Here is a 15,818-nt window from a genome sequence, read left to right as displayed (position 1 = left end):
CAGGGGCTTCGGGTGCTGCGAACCTTCCAGCGTTTTCCACAGATCCCCGGTCCCGTTCGCGCATTGTCAGTGGGCTCGTGTTGCATGGGGGCATGAGCAACGAAGATCTCCGCGTCTCGGCCGACACCGTCCTGGCCCGCCTCGTCGGCGACACGACGGGCACGGCGAAGCTCCGTGAGGATCAGTGGCGCGCGATCGAGGCGCTGGTCGCGGAGCACCGCCGCGCGCTCGTGGTGCAGCGCACCGGCTGGGGCAAGTCGGCTGTCTACTTCGTCGCCACCGCGCTCCTGCGCGAGCGCGGCAGCGGCCCGACGGTCATCGTCTCCCCGCTGCTCGCCCTGATGCGCAACCAGGTGGAGGCCGCCGCGCGGGCCGGGATCCGCGCGCGCACGATCAACTCCGCCAATGTCGAGGAATGGGACACCGTCCAGGCCGAGATCGCCGCGGGCGAGGTCGACGTGCTGCTGGTGAGCCCCGAGCGGCTCAACAACCCGGACTTCCGCGATCAGGTGCTGCCCAAGCTCGCCGCAGCCACCGGCCTGCTCGTCGTCGACGAGGCCCACTGCATCTCCGACTGGGGCCACGACTTCCGGCCCGACTACCGCCGGCTGCGCACCATGCTGGCCGACCTGCCCCCGGGCGTGCCCGTCCTTGCGACGACCGCCACCGCCAACGCCCGGGTCACCGCCGACGTCGCCGAGCAGTTGGGGACGGGCGAGGGCGCCGCTCAAACGCTCGTGCTGCGTGGCCCGCTGGACCGGGAGAGCCTGAGCCTCGGCGTCCTGCGGCTCCCCGACGCCGCCCACCGGCTGGCCTGGCTCGCCGACCACCTCGACGAGCTGCCGGGCTCCGGCATCATCTACACCCTCACGGTCGCCGCCGCCGAGGAAGTGACGGCCTTCCTGCGCCGACGCGGGCACACGGTCTCCTCCTACACCGGCAAGACGGAGAACGCCGACCGGCAGCAGGCGGAGGAGGACCTGCTCGCCAACCGGGTCAAGGCGCTCGTCGCCACCTCCGCCCTGGGCATGGGTTTCGACAAGCCCGACCTCGGTTTCGTGGTCCATCTGGGCTCGCCGTCCTCCCCCATCGCCTACTACCAGCAGGTAGGCCGTGCCGGCCGCGGCGTCAAGCACGCCGAAGTCCTGCTGCTCCCGGGCCGCGAGGACGAGGCGATCTGGAAGTACTTCGCCTCGCTCGCCTTCCCTCCGGAGGATCAGGTGCGCCGCACGCTGGACGTGCTGGCGGCCTCCGACCGGCCCGTGTCCCTCCCCGCCCTGGAGCCGCAGGTCGAGCTGCGGCGCTCACGCCTGGAGACCATGCTCAAGGTCCTCGACGTGGACGGCGCGGTGCACCGCGTCAAGGGAGGCTGGACCGCGACCGGCCGGCCGTGGGCCTACGACGGCGAGCGGTACGCGTGGGTCGCGCGACAGCGCGAGGCCGAGCAGCAGGCGATGCGGGACTACGCCACCACGACGGAGTGCCGGATGGAGTTTCTGCGCCGCCAGTTGGACGACGAGCAGGCGGCCCCCTGCGGGCGTTGCGACAACTGCGTGGGAGCGAGGTTCACAGCCGAGGTCTCCAGCGTGGCCCTGGACGCCTCGCGCGGCGAACTGGGGCGCCCCGGTGTGGAGGTCGAACCGCGGCGAATGTGGCCGACGGGCATGGCCGCCGTGGGCGTGGATCTCAAGGGCCGTATTCCGGCGGGCGAGCAGGCCGCCACCGGACGGGCGCTCGGTCGGCTCTCCGACATCGGCTGGGGCAACCGGCTGCGACCGCTCCTCGCCCCGCAGACGCCGGACGGTCGGATTCCGGACGATGTGGCGGACGCGGTGGTGACCGTGCTGGCCGACTGGGCCAAGGGGCCCGGTGGTTGGGCGTCCGGCGCCCCCGACGCCCCTTCCCGTCCGGTGGGCGTCGTCACCCTCGCCTCCCGCACCCGCCCCCAGCTGATCGGGTCCCTCGGCCACCACATCGCCACCGTCGGCCGGATGCCCCTGCTGGGCTCCGTCGAATACCGGGACGAGGCGACGGACACCAGGCTGCCGCGCACCAACAGCGCGCAGCGCCTGCGGGCGCTCGACGGGGCGCTGACGGTGCCCCCCGCCCTCGCCCAGGCGCTCGCGTCGGCGGACGGGCCGGTACTGCTCGTGGACGACATGGCCGACACCGGTTGGACCCTCGCCGTGGCCGCGAGGCTGCTGCGCCGGTCCGGCGCCAAGGAGGTGTTCCCGCTGGTCCTGGCGGTTCAGGGGTGAACCGCAGCCGTCCGCGTGGCAAGCGGCGGGAATATTGGCGACGGACCGCCGGATAACGGTCACTGGCGCCAATTGATCGTTGCCGGGTGACCGCCGCGGCCGCGAGGATGGGGATCTGCTCCCCGCTCCCGCTTCCACGGCTCCGCCGCGGACGGCTGTCGTGGTGCGCGCCCGTGCCTGACGCCCCACCGAGCCGTGGGCGCGCAGACGAAGGGAGAAGCGTGGCCTTCGGTATCGCCGCACCGTCGTCCGCCGATTCCGTGTCCCGGCTGCTCGAGCCCGCCGAGTGGGCCGCTGCCGGGGTCCCGCTGCTGCGCAATCCACGTGAAGTCGTCACCGGGCTCTACACCCGCCACACGCCGACACCGTCGACGGCCGTCATCGCCGTGCTCGCCCCCGACGAGCGGCTCGCGGCCAGCGCTTCCCTGGTCAGACGGCCGACCGCGGTCGACGGATGGGTGCTGCGCAACGCCCTCCTCGCCCAACTACGCCAGGTGATCCCGCACGACCTGCGCCGCAGGGCTCCGGTCCGCACGGCCGTGCTGCTCTACTGCCGTGAGGGCAGGGGCCATTGGACCGAGGAGGACGGTGCGTGGATGTGGGGGCTGCGTGACGCGTGCACCCTGCACGGGCTGCGCTGCGGCGCGTACATCACCCTGACGCGTGACGGGTGGCGGATCCTCGGGGAGGGCCGCGCCGGGCGTCAACCGCGCTCGCCCGCCCGCGCGGCGGCACCCCTGAGTTCCGGCGGCGGAGCACCCGAAGCGCACCGTCACACGGCGGCCCGCTGAACGGCACGGCCGCGCGCGGCGGGCCCGGCCGGTTCACCCGGCGACGCCCCGCTGACCCGCGAGCTGAGGACCCGTCGGCCACCGGCGCCTCCTCGACGGGGCGGGATGGCCGACGGGATCGAACGCTAGACGCCCGTGGAGAGAAGGGCGTTGACCCGCTGCGGGTCACCGCAGACGATCAGCAACGCACCGGCGCGCGCCATCGCCGCGGGCAGTGCGCCGGCCACCGCGGCGTCCGTGCCGCCGTTGACGGCGACGACCACGACCGGGCGGGTCGTGGCACGGTCCGCGTCGGCACCCGCGTAGAAGACATCGTCTCCGGCGTCGTGCTGCGCCCAGTACGACGCCTCGCCGAAGGACAGCTCGTGCGCCGCCCAGGGGTGCGGGTCGCCGGTGGTGAGCACCAGGATCTCACCGGGCGCGCGGCCGGTGTCGAGCAGCAGGTCGACGGCTTCGTCCGCCGCGTCCAGGGCGCCCTGCGCGGAGGCGGGGATCAGCTGGATCTGCGGGGTGGCCGCCGGGGCGGGCCGCGGAGCCCGTGCCGGTATGGAGGCGGCGGCCGGGGCGTCCGCCACCGTCTCGCGCGGGCTGCGCGGGGCGGGCACCGGTGCGCGGTTCGAGCCGGGGTTTCCGGGTCGCGCCGGGACCGGGCGGGGGCCGGGGCCAGGGACGGGTCGGGGGGTCTGCGTGGTCCGGCCGGCGGTCGGAACTGCGCGGGGACCCGGGACACTCTCGTGAATCTGAGGCTCCTCGGGGATGAGAGGCATGAGTTGATGTTTATCAAACGCCGGTGCGGGTCGCATCGGCGGGTGGCCACAGGGGCCGCTCAGAAGTCGAAGCCGATCTGGCCTCCGGCCTCCAAGGCGACGGTTTCGGGGCTGATGCGCGGCCGTTTGAGGTGCTGCCACCGCGGCAGCGCGTCCAAGTAGGCCCAGGACATCCGGTGGTACGGAGTCGGGCCCAGCTCCTCCAGAGCGGCCCGGTGCACCGGCGAGGGGTATCCGGCGTTGTCACCGAAACCGAAGTCCGCGTGGACGGCGCCCAGTTCGGCCATCATCGCGTCGCGCCGGACCTTGGCGATCACGGAGGCCGCGGCGACGACCACACAGGACTGGTCGCCCTTGATGACCGTACGGACCTTCCAGGGGTCGCCGAGGTAGTCGTGCTTGCCGTCGAGGATCACCGCGTCGGGCCGCACCGGCAGCGCGTCCAGGGCGCGGCACGCGGCCAGGCGCAGCGCCGCCGTCATCCCCAGCTCGTCGATCTCCTGAGGGGAGGCGTCACCGAGGGCGTGGGCGGTCACCCAGCTCTCCAGCTGCTGGGCGAGCGCGGTGCGCCGCTTGGGCGTCAGGAGCTTGGAGTCGGTGAGGCCGTCCGGCGGCCGACGCAGCCCCGTGACAGCCGCGCAGACGGTGACCGGACCGGCCCAGGCGCCCCGGCCGACCTCGTCGACACCGGCGACGATCTTGGCTCCGGTCGTGGCGCGGAGCGAGCGCTCGACGCGGTGGGTAGGCGGTTCGTACGGCATGACGCTGTAAGCGTACGCCCCGGGGGCGGCACGCGGCGCGCCGCCCCCACTACCGCCCGTCAGTTCAGCGCGCGGCGACCGGCAGCCAGTCGGGCAGGTCCTCGGTCTGCCGCAGCCAGTCGGCGGGCGGGGCGCCACGCACCCCGGCCGCCACCACGCCGCCGGCGATCGCACAGGTGGTGTCCACGTCGCCGCCCGCCTGCGCTGTCGTCCAGAACACCTCCTCGAAGGAGCCGAGATGGCGGGCCGCCGCCCACAGCGCGAAGGGCACCGTGTCGTGGGCGCTGGTGCGCCGACCGCAGCCGAGGACGGCCGCGACGGTGGTCGCGTCCCCGTAGTCGAGCATGTCGCGGGCGCGGCGCAGCCCCGCCTGCACGGCGCTGCGGGGCACCAGGGCGATCACGCCGTCCAGCAGGGCGCCCGGGTCGACGTCGCCCGACGGGTCGGCGGCGATCGCCGCGGCGGCGGCCACGGCCATGGACCCGGCGACCGCCTCGCGGTGCTGGTGGGTGGTGTAGGCCGAGATCTCCGCCTGGTGCGTGGCCTGCTCGGGGTCGTCCGCGTACCAGGCGCCCAGCGGGGCGATGCGCATGGCCGCGCCGTTGCCCCAGGAGCCCTGGCCCTGGAACAGCGCGGCGGCCAGCTCGCGCCAGTCGCCGCCCTCCCTGATCAGCCGCAGCATCCGGTTGACCGCCGGACCGTAGCCGCGGTCGAAGTCGTGGTGCTGGGCGAAGGAGCGCGCGAGCGCGTCCTGGTCGATGCGGCCGTGCTCGGCGAGGACGGCCAGCACGGAACAGGCCATCTCGGTGTCGTCGGTCCACTGCCAGGGAGCGGGCGGCAGCGCGCGACGCTTGAGGGACGGATAGTTGTCGGGGACGAAGAACTGGGAGCCGAGGGCGTCGCCCACGGCCAGCCCTCGCAGGCTCCCCAGGGCTCGGTGGAATCGGTCAGCGGTCATCGCAGCGAACTCTAACCGGTGAAGCCGTACGATTCGGGGGTGCACCAGCGCTCGAACGGCCGGTCCAGGTGATACCGGCCGTCGGGTCCGAGCAGCAGGGCGCGGCTCTCGGCGTTGCCGGGGTTCGACAGGCATTCGAACTCGGCGACGGTCCAGTGCAGCCAGCGCATGCAGAACAGCCTCATGGTCAGGCCGTGCGTGACGATCAGGACGTTCGGCGGGTGCGCCGGGTCCTCGAAACTGCGCCACAGGCTCTCCAGGAAGGCGCCCACCCGGTCGTAGACGTCCGCGCCCGACTCGCCCTGGGCGAATCGGTAGAAGAAGTGCCCGTAGGCGTCGCGGTAGACCTTCTGCTTGCGTACGTCCTCGCGCTCCTGCCAGTTTCCCCAGTCCTGCTCGCGCAGCCGCGGCTCCTCGCGGACCCGTACGAGGCGCGGGTCGAGCCCGAGGGCCTGGAAGGTCTGGTGGGTGCGGCGGTAGGGGGAGACATAGGCGGAGACCCGCTCGTCGCCGAAGAGCTCACGCAACCGCACCCCGGCCTCCTCGGCCTGCCTGCGGCCCCTCTCGGTCAGGCTCAGAGCATGATCGGGTTCCCGTTCGTAGACGGTGTCGTCGACATTTCCTTCCGACTCTCCGTGTCGGATGAGAACGATGCGCCGGGGCCGTGACATGCCGCCACCCTAGATCGAGTACCGGCCACCCGCCTCGCCGCTCCGGGAACCGGCGGAGACCCCGGAGTGCGGCCGGGGGCGGGGGCGCGCGGTACGTGACCGGCGCCGGAGCGGCCGGGGCCGGGCTGTCACACCGTCCAGGACGGTTCTATCGCGACGATGTCGCCCGCGATGGCCGCCACGTCCGCCTCGGTCTGCGCCCGCAGGGCGAGCCGCTCCACCCGCTCGGTCCGGTACTTGCCGTGTTCGGCCTCGGAGTTCCACATCGACAGCACCAGGAATTCCTGGCCGGGCGCCTCGCCGAACACACCGCGCAGCATCCCCGGAGACCCGGCCATCGCCGGATTCCACACCTTCTCCTGCATGTGCGTGAAGTGCTCCACCCGGTCCGCGCGGATCCGGCAGTGGGCGAACCGCACCACGTCCGCGTCGGAGAACTGCGGCCGGAAACCCACCTTCACGTCGAAGCGGTGCTCGAACAGCCGGACCTGGATGTCCTTGTACGTACCGGCCTGGGAGGCCGCCAGTCTGTCGTGCGAGCGCGCCATGAAGGAGTCGTAGAAGGCGCGGCTCTCCCAGAAGCCGAAGAGGTGCGCCACCTGCGGACGCCCACGGCTCCAGCCGCCGCCCTGCCCCCGGAATCCGGGCTCACCGAGCAACCCCGCCCATTTCCGCTGCCCCCGCTCGAACCCGCGGCGGTCCACCACGGTGCAGCGAATCCACTTGACCAGCACCGCGCCATCGTACGGCCCAGGCAGTGGCGCGTATCACGTACCGGAGGAGTACACCCGCGCGAGCGTCTCGGCGTCCGCCGCGCTCAGCTCGATCCGGAACTCCCGCGCGAGTACATCCGGCAACTCCTCCACCCCGACCTCGCAGGTGTCACGCGAGCCGTCGGCGCGAGTGCTCGTCAGGACCGTGCCGACCAGATTCCGCCGGTGATCGGACTCCGTCTGCTGCACTACGGGCCGGGAGACGAAGGGTGAGCGCGGGTGCGTCGAGATGTAGTGGTTCATGACCGCGTAGTCGACGGGGAACCGCTCCTCCGGGCCGATCGCGTAGAGGTCGAACCAGCCCTCCGGGTGGAGCGTGCGAAGGACGCGTACGCCCTTCTGTTCGCGCTCCATTCCAAACGTCCAGTCCCCTTGGCGCTCGCGTATCCCGTCCCGGAACGCCAGCGGCTCCAGCAGCCCCTCGCCACCGAACCCGACGTCGCACAGCCACTGCTCGCCGTCGGCCTGGACCGCGAGCGCCATATGGGTGGCGGGGCGCCGGCTGTCACTGCCCATGCGGACCCGTGCCCCGAGCCCGGTGAAGGAGAAGCCGACGCGGTCGAGAGCGGCGGCCAGCAGCAGGTTCTGCTCGTAACAGTAGCCCCCGCGGCGGCGCGTCACCATCTTGTCCTGCAGCGCCGGGACGTCGAGCAGGACGGGGCGGCCGAGCAGGATCTCCAGGTTCTCGAAGGGGAAGGCGGCCACGTGTCCCCGGTGCACGGCCCGGAGCGTCGCCAGGTCCGCCCGCGGTGTGCCGGTGAATCCGATGCGCGCCAGGTAGCCGTCGAGGTCCAGCTCGTCGCCGCCCCACAGGGACTCGCCCATACCGCCACTCACTCCCCTTGCCTGGTCGTCCGGCCAGTATTCACGATCGGAAATGACCGCTGACGATCGGCCCGGGACGGACGGTCGGGACGGGCGTCTGCGACGCCCCGGTACGCCGAAGGGGAGCCGGCACCGGGCCGGCTCCCCTTCGGTTCAGGCGACTGTCAGCTGCAGCCGCTGGTCGAGCCGCAGCCCTCGCAGAGGTAGCAGCTGCCCGCACGGCGCATCTTCGTGCCACAGGAGAAGCACAGCGGCGCGTCCGCGTTCAGGCCGAGCTGCATCTCCACCAGCTCGGTGGAGTTGTGGACCTGCTTCGGGGCCGGGACCACGGCCGCCGGCTGCGCCGGGGACTCCGTCTTCGGGGCCTCGATGTGCCGCGGCGCGGACTGCGCCAGGCCCTCGACGTCCACATCGTCGTCGGACGGCTCGTAGGAGCCGGTGTCCAGGTGACGCTGGCGCTCCTCGGCGGAGTGGATGCCCAGCGCCGAGCGCGTCTCGAAGGGCAGGAAGTCCAGCGCCAGGCGGCGGAAGATGTAGTCGACGATCGACTGCGCCATCCGCACGTCCGGGTCGTCCGTCATGCCGGCCGGCTCGAAGCGCATGTTCGTGAACTTCGAGACGTACGTCTCCAGCGGGACGCCGTACTGCAGACCGACCGAGACGGCGATCGAGAAGGCGTCCATCATGCCCGCGAGGGTCGAACCCTGCTTGGACATCTTGAGGAAGACCTCACCGAGACCGTCGTCCGGGTAGGAGTTGGCGGTCATGTAGCCCTCGGCGCCACCCACGGTGAAGGAGGTGGTGATGCCCGGACGGCCCTTGGGCAGCCGCTTGCGGACCGGGCGGTACTCGACGACCTTCTCCGCGGCGGGGGCGACGGCCTCGGGGGCCTTCGCCGCCTCCTTCTCCTTCTTCTTGGCGGAGAGCGGCTGGCCGACCTTGCAGTTGTCGCGGTAGATCGCGAGCGCCTTCAGACCGAGCTTCCAGCCCTCGAAGTAGACCTCCTCGACCTCTTCGACGGTCGCGGACTCCGGCAGGTTCACGGTCTTGGAGATCGCGCCCGACAGGAACGGCTGCGCGGCGGCCATCATGCGCACGTGGCCCATGGCGGAGATCGCGCGCTCGCCCATGGCGCAGTCGAAGACCTCGTAGTGCTCGGTCCGCAGGCCCGGGGCGTCGATCACATTGCCGTGCTCGGCGATGTGGGCGACGATCGCCTCGACCTGCTCCGGCTGGTAGCCGAGGCGCTTGAGCGCCTTGGGCACCGTGTTGTTCACGATCTGCATCGAGCCGCCGCCGACGAGCTTCTTGAACTTGACCAGGGCCAGGTCCGGCTCGACGCCCGTGGTGTCGCAGTCCATCATCAGGCCGATGGTGCCGGTTGGGGCGAGCACCGAGGCCTGGGCGTTGCGGAAGCCGTCCTTCTCGCCGAGGCGGATGACGTCCTGCCACGCCTCGGTTGCCGCGGCCCAGACCGGGGTGTCCAGGTCGTCCACGCGCTTGGCGGCGCCGTTGGCGTCCGCGTGCTGCTTCATGACGCGCTGGTGGGCGTCCGCGTTGCGGGCGTAGCCGTCGTACGGGCCGACGACCGCGGCGAGCTCGGCGGAGCGGCGGTAGGAGGTGCCGGTCATCAGCGAGGTGATGGCACCGGCGAGCGCACGGCCGCCGTCGCTGTCGTACGCGTGGCCGGTGGCCATCAGCAGGGCGCCCAGGTTGGCGTAGCCGATGCCCAGCTGGCGGAAGGCGCGGGTCGTCTCGCCGATCTTCTCGGTCGGGAAGTCGGCGAAGCAGATGGAGATGTCCATCGCCGTGATGACCAGCTCGACGACCTTGGCGAAGCGCTCGGCGTCGAACGACTGGTTGCCCTGGTCGTCGTCGCGCAGGAACTTCATGAGGTTGAGCGAGGCGAGGTTGCACGAGGAGTTGTCCAGGTGCATGTACTCCGAGCACGGGTTGGACGCGGTGATCCGGCCCGACTCCGGCGAGGTGTGCCAGTGGTTGATCGTGTCGTCGTACTGGATGCCCGGGTCGGCGCAGGCCCAGGCCGCCTCGGCCATCTTGCGGAAGAGGCCCTTGGCGTCGATCTCCTCGATGACCTCACCGGTCATGCGGCCGCGCAGACCGAACTTCGAGCCGGCCTCGACGGCCTTCATGAACTCGTCGTTCACCCGGACGGAGTTGTTGGCGTTCTGGTACTGGACGGACGTGATGTCGTCGCCGCCCAGGTCCATGTCGAAGCCGGCGTCGCGCAGGGCGCGGACCTTCTCCTCTTCCTTCACCTTGGTCTCGATGAAGGCCTCGACGTCCGGGTGGTCGACGTCCAGGACGACCATCTTGGCCGCGCGACGGGTGGCGCCGCCCGACTTGATGGTGCCGGCGGAGGCGTCGGCGCCGCGCATGAAGGAGACCGGACCGGAGGCGTTGCCGCCGGAGGAGAGCAGCTCCTTGGAGGAGCGGATGCGGGAGAGGTTCAGGCCGGCGCCGGAGCCGCCCTTGAAGATCATCCCCTCTTCCTTGTACCAGTCGAGGATCGACTCCATGGAGTCGTCGACGGAGAGGATGAAGCAGGCGGAGACCTGCTGCGGCTGAGCGGTGCCGACGTTGAACCAGACCGGGGAGTTGAAGCTGAAGACCTGGTGCAGCAGGGCGTAGGTCAGCTCGTGGTCGAAGATCTCGGCGTCCGCCGGGGAGGCGAAGTAACCGTGCTCCTCGCCGGCCTTGCGGTAGGTGCGCACCACTCGGTCGATGAGCTGCTTGAGGCTCGACTCGCGGTCCGGGGAGCCGACCGCGCCGCGGAAGTACTTGCTCGTGACAATGTTGACCGCGTTCACCGACCAGGAGTCGGGGAACTCGACGCCACGCTGCTCGAAGTTGATCGAGCCGTCGCGCCAGTTGGTCATGACGACGTCACGACGCTCCCAGACCACCTCGTCGTAGGGGTGGACACCGGGAGTGGTGTGAATGCGCTCGATGCGCAGACCCTTGGCACCCTTGTTTCCCTTGGAGCGGGAACCTCGTGCCGGGCCGCTCGTCGTCTCTGTCATGCCGCCTCCCTCTACGGGCAAAACGCCCTAATGCGCCCAATTCTTCCGGGGCGCGGTGTGTGTCTTCCACCCGTGCGCGCGGAGCGCGCCGGGCTGATCCTGTGTGGTCGCCGCTGCTAGTCGGCGGCCGCGGCGGGCGCGGGAACGTCGACGTCCTCGCCGCGGCCGACGGCGTCTGTCGCGGGCCGCTGTTCGCGGAGCTCCGCGACGGCGGCCTCGAAGTCCTCCAGCGAGTCGAAGGCCTGGTACACGGACGCGAACCGCAGATACGCGACCAGGTCGAGGTCCTTGAGCGGGCCGAGTATGGCGAGGCCGACGTCATGCGTGGAGAGCTCGGCGCTGCCCGTGGCACGCACCGCCTCTTCGACACGCTGGCCGAGCTGGGCCAGGGCGTCCTCGGTGACCGGGCGCCCCTGGCACGCCTTGCGCACGCCGGAGATGACCTTGTTGCGGCTGAAGGGCTCGGTGACCCCGCTCCGCTTGATCACCATGAGTGACGCGGTCTCCACGGTCGTGAAGCGACGGGAGCAGTCGGGGCACTGGCGGCGCCTGCGGATCGAACAACCGTCATCGGTGGTCCGACTGTCGACGACCCGGCTGTCGGGGTGCCTGCAGAAGGGGCAGTGCATGGCTCTCCACCCTCCTTCACCCTCGAGGAACCTCGAAAAAAGCTGTACACGATCTTCGGCTTCGACGGGCCTCGTACAGGCCTCGCGAAGCAGCCCCCAGCATAGGCGATGGCCGCGACCGGAATGCACCAGGGCCACCCGCGGACCACTACTGGTGGGTGGCCGTCGCCATCAAACCACTAGATCTGGTGGCTGGCAGGCAAGCGCGCCGAGCGCGTGTCGCACCGCGGAGGACCGGCGCCGACACCGTCGGACGGGGCCCGGGACGCGCGGGAGCGGCCCCGGACGGGCCACCACGGGCCCGCGAATGGCACACTGGCGTCGGCACACCGGGCCGGCACCGGACCCTTCGGATCCCTTGCGGGCGCCGCGCCACAGGCCCGACGGCCGATGGCACTTTGGGGCGCATTGCCCGGTCCGGCGACCTGCGCGCCATCCGGTGGCGTTCGCACCGAAGGCTACCGCAATGGGCGAATTGATCTCCGCCTGTACACCTTCCCGTCTGATCACGTCAGGTAATCTGCGATATTTCACTCGAACGTGTGTTTGGCGCAACCTTTCGAAAGCAACTACCGTTGTCCAGCTAGGGAGAACATCTCGAGAGGGGCCGACGTGACCACCACCGCAGACAGCGCCACCATCACCGCCCAGGACCGCTCCCAGAGCCGACTCGACCAGGCACACCCGATGAATGACGCAGCCATGAACGCCGAGGGGCAGAAGCCGGCCCGCTCACTCCCGGGACGCCCACCAGGAATCCGGGCGGACAGCTCCGGACTCACCGACCGGCAGCGCCGCGTGATCGAGGTCATCCGGGACTCGGTCCAGCGCCGCGGTTACCCACCGTCCATGCGAGAGATCGGCCAGGCGGTGGGGCTCTCCAGCACCTCTTCCGTGGCCCATCAGCTGATGGCCCTGGAGCGCAAGGGGTTCCTGCGACGGGATCCGCACCGCCCCCGGGCCTACGAGGTGCGCGGCTCCGATCAGCCGAGCTCCCAGCCGACCGACACGACCGGTAAGCCCGCCGCGTCGTACGTCCCCCTGGTCGGCCGGATCGCCGCCGGCGGCCCGATCCTCGCCGAGGAGTCCGTCGAGGACGTCTTCCCCCTCCCCCGCCAACTGGTGGGCGACGGCGAGCTGTTCGTGCTGAAGGTGGTCGGCGATTCCATGATCGAAGCCGCCATCTGTGACGGCGACTGGGTCACGGTGCGTCGTCAGCCCGTCGCGGAGAACGGCGATATCGTGGCCGCGATGCTCGACGGCGAGGCGACCGTCAAGCGCTTCAAGCGCGAGGACGGCCATGTGTGGCTGCTGCCGCACAATGCCGCCTACCAGCCCATCCCCGGCGACGAGGCCACCATCCTCGGCAAGGTCGTGGCGGTGCTGCGGCGGGTGTGAGTCCGCGAAGACCGGGCCCCGGAACCACTGCGCCGGTTCCGGGGCCCTGCTGTATGCGCGCGGGCCCCGCTCTGTATGTGGGGCGGGCCCGGCCCCCTCGGCCCGCGCTTCTACTTCTCATCCGCCTTCGCCGCGGCGTCGATGGCCGCCAGGGAGCGGCGCGCCTGGTTACGGTCCGTGGTGTACCAGAAGTCCGGCATCGTGGCCCTCAGGAAGCTGCCGTAGCGAGCCGTCGCCAGCCGCGGGTCGAGCACCGCGACCACGCCCCGGTCGCCCGACGCCCGTACGAGCCGGCCGGCCCCCTGTGCCATCAGCAGCGCCGCGTGCGTCGCCGCGACGGCCATGAAGCCATTGCCGCCCGCCTCCTCCACGGCCTTCTGCCGGGCGCTCATCAGCGGGTCGTCGGGGCGGGGGAAGGGCACCCGGTCCATGACGACGAGCTGGCAGTTCACCCCCGGCACGTCGACGCCCTGCCACAGGGACAGCGTGCCGAACAGACACGTACGGGCGTCGGCGGCGAAGGTCCGGATCAGCTCGCCCAGCGTCTCCTCGCCCTGCAGCAGGATCGGCAGGTCGAGCCGGCCCCGCAGCTCCTCGGCCGCGGCCTGAGCGGCCCGCATGGAGGAGAACAGCCCGAGCGTCCGGCCGCCCGCGGCCTCCATCAGCTCGGCCAGCTCGTCCAGCATGTCGCTCCGGCTGCCTTCCCTGCCGGGCTGGGAGAGATGCTTGGCGACGTAGAGGATTCCCTGCTTGGGGTAGTCGAACGGGGAGCCGACGTCCACACCCTTCCACTGGGGGAGGTCGTCGCCCTCGATGCCCTCGGGGGCGAGGCCCAGGGAGGCACCGACGCCGTTGAAGTCGCCGCCGATCTTGAGCGTGGCCGAGGTGAGCACCACGGAACGCTCATTGAAGAGCTTCTCGCGCAGCAGACCGGAGACCGACAGCGGCGCGACGCGCAGCGACGCGCCGAAGCGGTCATGGCGCTCGTACCAGACGACGTCGTAGGGGGACCCCTCCACGATGCGCTCGGCCACCGCGTGGATGCTCTCCACCGCGGCCAGCGCCTGCTTGCGGACCGCGTCCTCGTCCTGGACGGACCGGTCGCGGGTGTCACCGATCGCCGAGATCACCGTGCGGGAGGCGTCGCGCAGTGCCATGAGGGCGTAGCCGAGGTCCTCCGGGATCTCCTCCAGTCTCCCGGGCAGGGCCAGCTCCATCAGCCGCTCGAAGCTCTCGGCGGCAGTCTGCAGCGCGTCGGCGGCCTTCTCGTCGACGAGCTTGGCGGCCCGGCGCACGGCGCGGTTGACCTGGCCGGGAGTGAGCTCGCCGGTGGCGACTCCGGTGACCCGGGAGACCAGCTCATGGGCCTCGTCGACGATCAGCACCTCGTGGCTGGGGAGCACCGGGGCGCCCTCGATCGCGTCGATGGCGAGCAGGGCGTGGTTGGTGACCACGACATCGGCGAGCTTGGCGCGCTCGCGGGCCGCCTCGGCGAAGCACTCCGCGCCGTACGCGCACTTCGAGGCGCCGAGGCACTCCCGGGAGGTGACCGAGACCTGGGACCACGCGCGGTCGGAGACGCCGGGCGTCAGATCGTCCCGGTCGCCGGTCTCGGTCTCGTCCGACCAGTCGCGCAGCCGCAGCAGGTCCTTGCCGAGCTTGCTGGACGGCACGGCCGCCTCGAAGGGGTCAAAAAGCCCCTCCTCCTCTTCCTGCGGCACTCCCTCGTGGAGCCGGTGCAGGCACAGGTAATTCGACCGGCCCTTGAGCATGGCGAACTGCGGACGGCGGCGCAGCAGCGGGTGCAGGGCATCGACGGTCCGCGGAAGATCACGCTCGACGAGCTGGCGCTGGAGCGCGAGCGTCGCGGTCGCGACGACGACCCGCTCGCCGTGGGCGAGGGCCGGCACCAGATAGCCCAGGGACTTTCCGGTGCCGGTACCGGCCTGCACGAGCAGATGGGCGTTGCCGTCGATGGCTTCCGCGATGGCTTCGGCCATGGTGACCTGGCCGGGGCGCTCACTGCCCCCGACGGCGGTGACGGCGGCGTGCAGCAGGTCGGTGAGGGAGGAGGAGGCAGTCATAGCTCTTCCAGCCTAAGGGGCGGCACTGACATCGCCGTACTCATGGAGTACGGAGTGAACGGGATCCTCACACGGCACGGCACGGCGCCCGCTTCACAGGACGTCGCGCAGACAGCGGTCGCGGATCATCAGGGCCACGCGCTTGTCGGGCAGGTCGACTTCACCGGTCAGCCGGAAGCCCGCGCCGAGGAACGCGGCGACACAGGGGGTGTTGCGCAGATCGGGTTCGGCGACGACCCGGCCGCAGGACGGCCGGTGGTCCAGGACCAGGTCGGCGACGGTCCGCAGCAAGGTCGTGCCCAGGCCCCGGCCCCGGTCGGAGACCTTGCCGATGAGCAGGTGCAGCCCCGTGTCGTGCGGCCGGGCCGGGTAATAACGGGCGAGGGGATCGAGGTCGGCGCGATAGACCTCCCAGTAGCTCATGGGGACCCCGTCGAGCACACCGAGACAGGGCACGCTGCGCCCGTCGCCGTCGAGCTGGGTGCGCAGGTGGTCCGCGCTCGCGCTGTCGGGGCCGGCCAGGCCCCAGAAGGCCGCGACGGCCGGGTCGTTCATCCAGCGGGCGACCAGGCGCAGGTCGCGCTCGATCCGGACCGGTACGAGCTGGAAGGCGCCGGCGGGGCTGTCGACGGGGCCCCAGCCGGCGAGGCCGTCCAGCAGGTCGGGGGCACGGGAGACGGGCGCCTCGGGGCGGTCGTAGGCGATGAGTTCGACGAACTCGTCGGAATAGCGCAGGTCGAGGGTGTCCGGACCGGAATCCGCGTCGGCGTCGATGGGTGGCACAGCGTCGCTCTCCTCCTGGATGCCCCCGTGAGTAGGTCCCCCCTGAACCCCCTGAGCCTCATGGCTCTCTTTGACC

The 15,818-nt window shown here is 71.3% G+C and carries 13 protein-coding genes; 3 read left to right on the top strand and 10 right to left on the bottom strand.

Annotation, left to right across the window (positions count from 1 at the left end):
* Positions 1–92: 92 nt before the first annotated feature.
* Both JO379_RS25440 and JO379_RS25435 read left to right on the top strand, forming a co-directional pair.
* On the top strand, positions 93–2,258 hold the full coding sequence (locus tag JO379_RS25440; protein WP_130881813.1) for a RecQ family ATP-dependent DNA helicase: 2,166 nt from the start codon (positions 93–95) through the stop codon (positions 2,256–2,258).
* Between the two features lie 221 nt (positions 2,259–2,479).
* Positions 2,480–3,049, top strand: coding sequence for a hypothetical protein (locus tag JO379_RS25435; protein ID WP_130881814.1), 570 nt, complete (start codon positions 2,480–2,482; stop codon positions 3,047–3,049).
* Positions 3,050–3,174: 125 nt separating this feature from the next.
* Here the strand turns inward: JO379_RS25435 and JO379_RS25430 are convergent, their stop codons facing one another.
* From JO379_RS25430 to nrdR, 8 genes are all read right to left on the bottom strand, one after another.
* A complete protein-coding gene (locus tag JO379_RS25430) occupies positions 3,175–3,816 on the bottom strand; it encodes a hypothetical protein (RefSeq protein WP_209517102.1) in 642 nt (213 codons plus the stop codon).
* A gap of 59 nt (positions 3,817–3,875) precedes the next feature.
* Positions 3,876–4,577: a ribonuclease HII gene (gene rnhB / locus JO379_RS25425; RefSeq protein ID WP_130881816.1), complete on the bottom strand. Its 702-nt coding sequence runs from the start codon at positions 4,575–4,577 to the stop codon at positions 3,876–3,878.
* A gap of 64 nt (positions 4,578–4,641) precedes the next feature.
* Entirely contained in the window at positions 4,642–5,535 is an 894-nt protein-coding gene (locus JO379_RS25420) for an ADP-ribosylglycohydrolase family protein (RefSeq protein WP_209517100.1), read from the bottom strand.
* Positions 5,536–5,546: 11 nt separating this feature from the next.
* On the bottom strand, positions 5,547–6,206 hold the full coding sequence (locus JO379_RS25415; RefSeq protein ID WP_130881818.1) for a histidine phosphatase family protein: 660 nt from the start codon (positions 6,204–6,206) through the stop codon (positions 5,547–5,549).
* A gap of 128 nt (positions 6,207–6,334) precedes the next feature.
* Positions 6,335–6,940: a YdbC family protein gene (locus JO379_RS25410; RefSeq protein WP_130881819.1), complete on the bottom strand. Its 606-nt coding sequence runs from the start codon at positions 6,938–6,940 to the stop codon at positions 6,335–6,337.
* A 33-nt stretch (positions 6,941–6,973) separates the two neighbouring features.
* Positions 6,974–7,804 carry an arylamine N-acetyltransferase family protein gene (locus JO379_RS25405; RefSeq protein WP_209517098.1) on the bottom strand — a complete coding sequence of 277 codons (831 nt, stop codon included), beginning with the start codon at positions 7,802–7,804 and terminating at the stop codon, positions 6,974–6,976.
* A 164-nt stretch (positions 7,805–7,968) separates the two neighbouring features.
* The gene (locus JO379_RS25400) at positions 7,969–10,848 is read right to left on the bottom strand and encodes a vitamin B12-dependent ribonucleotide reductase (RefSeq protein ID WP_130881821.1); all 2,880 of its coding nucleotides are present in this window, start codon (positions 10,846–10,848) and stop codon (positions 7,969–7,971) included.
* Between the two features lie 116 nt (positions 10,849–10,964).
* The gene (gene nrdR, locus JO379_RS25395) at positions 10,965–11,477 is read right to left on the bottom strand and encodes a transcriptional regulator NrdR (RefSeq protein WP_130881822.1); all 513 of its coding nucleotides are present in this window, start codon (positions 11,475–11,477) and stop codon (positions 10,965–10,967) included.
* 612 nt (positions 11,478–12,089) lie between these two features.
* On the opposite strand from nrdR, the gene lexA reads away from it, so the two are divergent.
* Positions 12,090–12,875 (top strand): transcriptional repressor LexA, encoded by a 786-nt coding sequence (lexA, locus tag JO379_RS25390; RefSeq protein ID WP_130881823.1) that lies wholly within the window; start codon positions 12,090–12,092, stop codon positions 12,873–12,875.
* A gap of 110 nt (positions 12,876–12,985) precedes the next feature.
* On the opposite strand, the gene JO379_RS25385 is transcribed toward lexA, so the two are convergent.
* Positions 12,986–14,959 (bottom strand): ATP-dependent DNA helicase, encoded by a 1,974-nt coding sequence (locus tag JO379_RS25385; protein ID WP_130881824.1) that lies wholly within the window; start codon positions 14,957–14,959, stop codon positions 12,986–12,988.
* A 93-nt stretch (positions 14,960–15,052) separates the two neighbouring features.
* Positions 15,053–15,742: a GNAT family N-acetyltransferase gene (locus tag JO379_RS25380; RefSeq protein ID WP_130881825.1), complete on the bottom strand. Its 690-nt coding sequence runs from the start codon at positions 15,740–15,742 to the stop codon at positions 15,053–15,055.
* Between the last annotated feature and the right edge of the window lie 76 nt (positions 15,743–15,818).

The organism is Streptomyces syringium, from assembly GCF_017876625.1.
GTDB lineage: Bacteria > Actinomycetota > Actinomycetes > Streptomycetales > Streptomycetaceae > Streptomyces > Streptomyces syringius.
The sequence above is the reverse complement of the archived record's forward strand: the minus strand, read 5'-3'. Positions and strand labels throughout refer to the sequence as shown.

Excerpts from the sequence above, each read along its gene's own strand:
- JO379_RS25440 (WP_130881813.1), top strand. The coding sequence starts at position 93 with ATGAGCAACGAAGATCTCCGCGTCTCGGCCGACACCGTCCTGGCCCGC.
- JO379_RS25430 (WP_209517102.1), bottom strand. The coding sequence starts at position 3,816 with ATGCCTCTCATCCCCGAGGAGCCTCAGATTCACGAGAGTGTCCCGGGT.
- rnhB (WP_130881816.1), bottom strand. The coding sequence starts at position 4,577 with ATGCCGTACGAACCGCCTACCCACCGCGTCGAGCGCTCGCTCCGCGCC.
- JO379_RS25420 (WP_209517100.1), bottom strand. The coding sequence starts at position 5,535 with ATGACCGCTGACCGATTCCACCGAGCCCTGGGGAGCCTGCGAGGGCTG.
- JO379_RS25415 (WP_130881818.1), bottom strand. The coding sequence starts at position 6,206 with ATGTCACGGCCCCGGCGCATCGTTCTCATCCGACACGGAGAGTCGGAA.
- JO379_RS25405 (WP_209517098.1), bottom strand. The coding sequence starts at position 7,804 with ATGGGCGAGTCCCTGTGGGGCGGCGACGAGCTGGACCTCGACGGCTAC.
- JO379_RS25400 (WP_130881821.1), bottom strand. The coding sequence starts at position 10,848 with ATGACAGAGACGACGAGCGGCCCGGCACGAGGTTCCCGCTCCAAGGGA.
- nrdR (WP_130881822.1), bottom strand. The coding sequence starts at position 11,477 with ATGCACTGCCCCTTCTGCAGGCACCCCGACAGCCGGGTCGTCGACAGT.
- JO379_RS25385 (WP_130881824.1), bottom strand. The coding sequence starts at position 14,959 with ATGACTGCCTCCTCCTCCCTCACCGACCTGCTGCACGCCGCCGTCACC.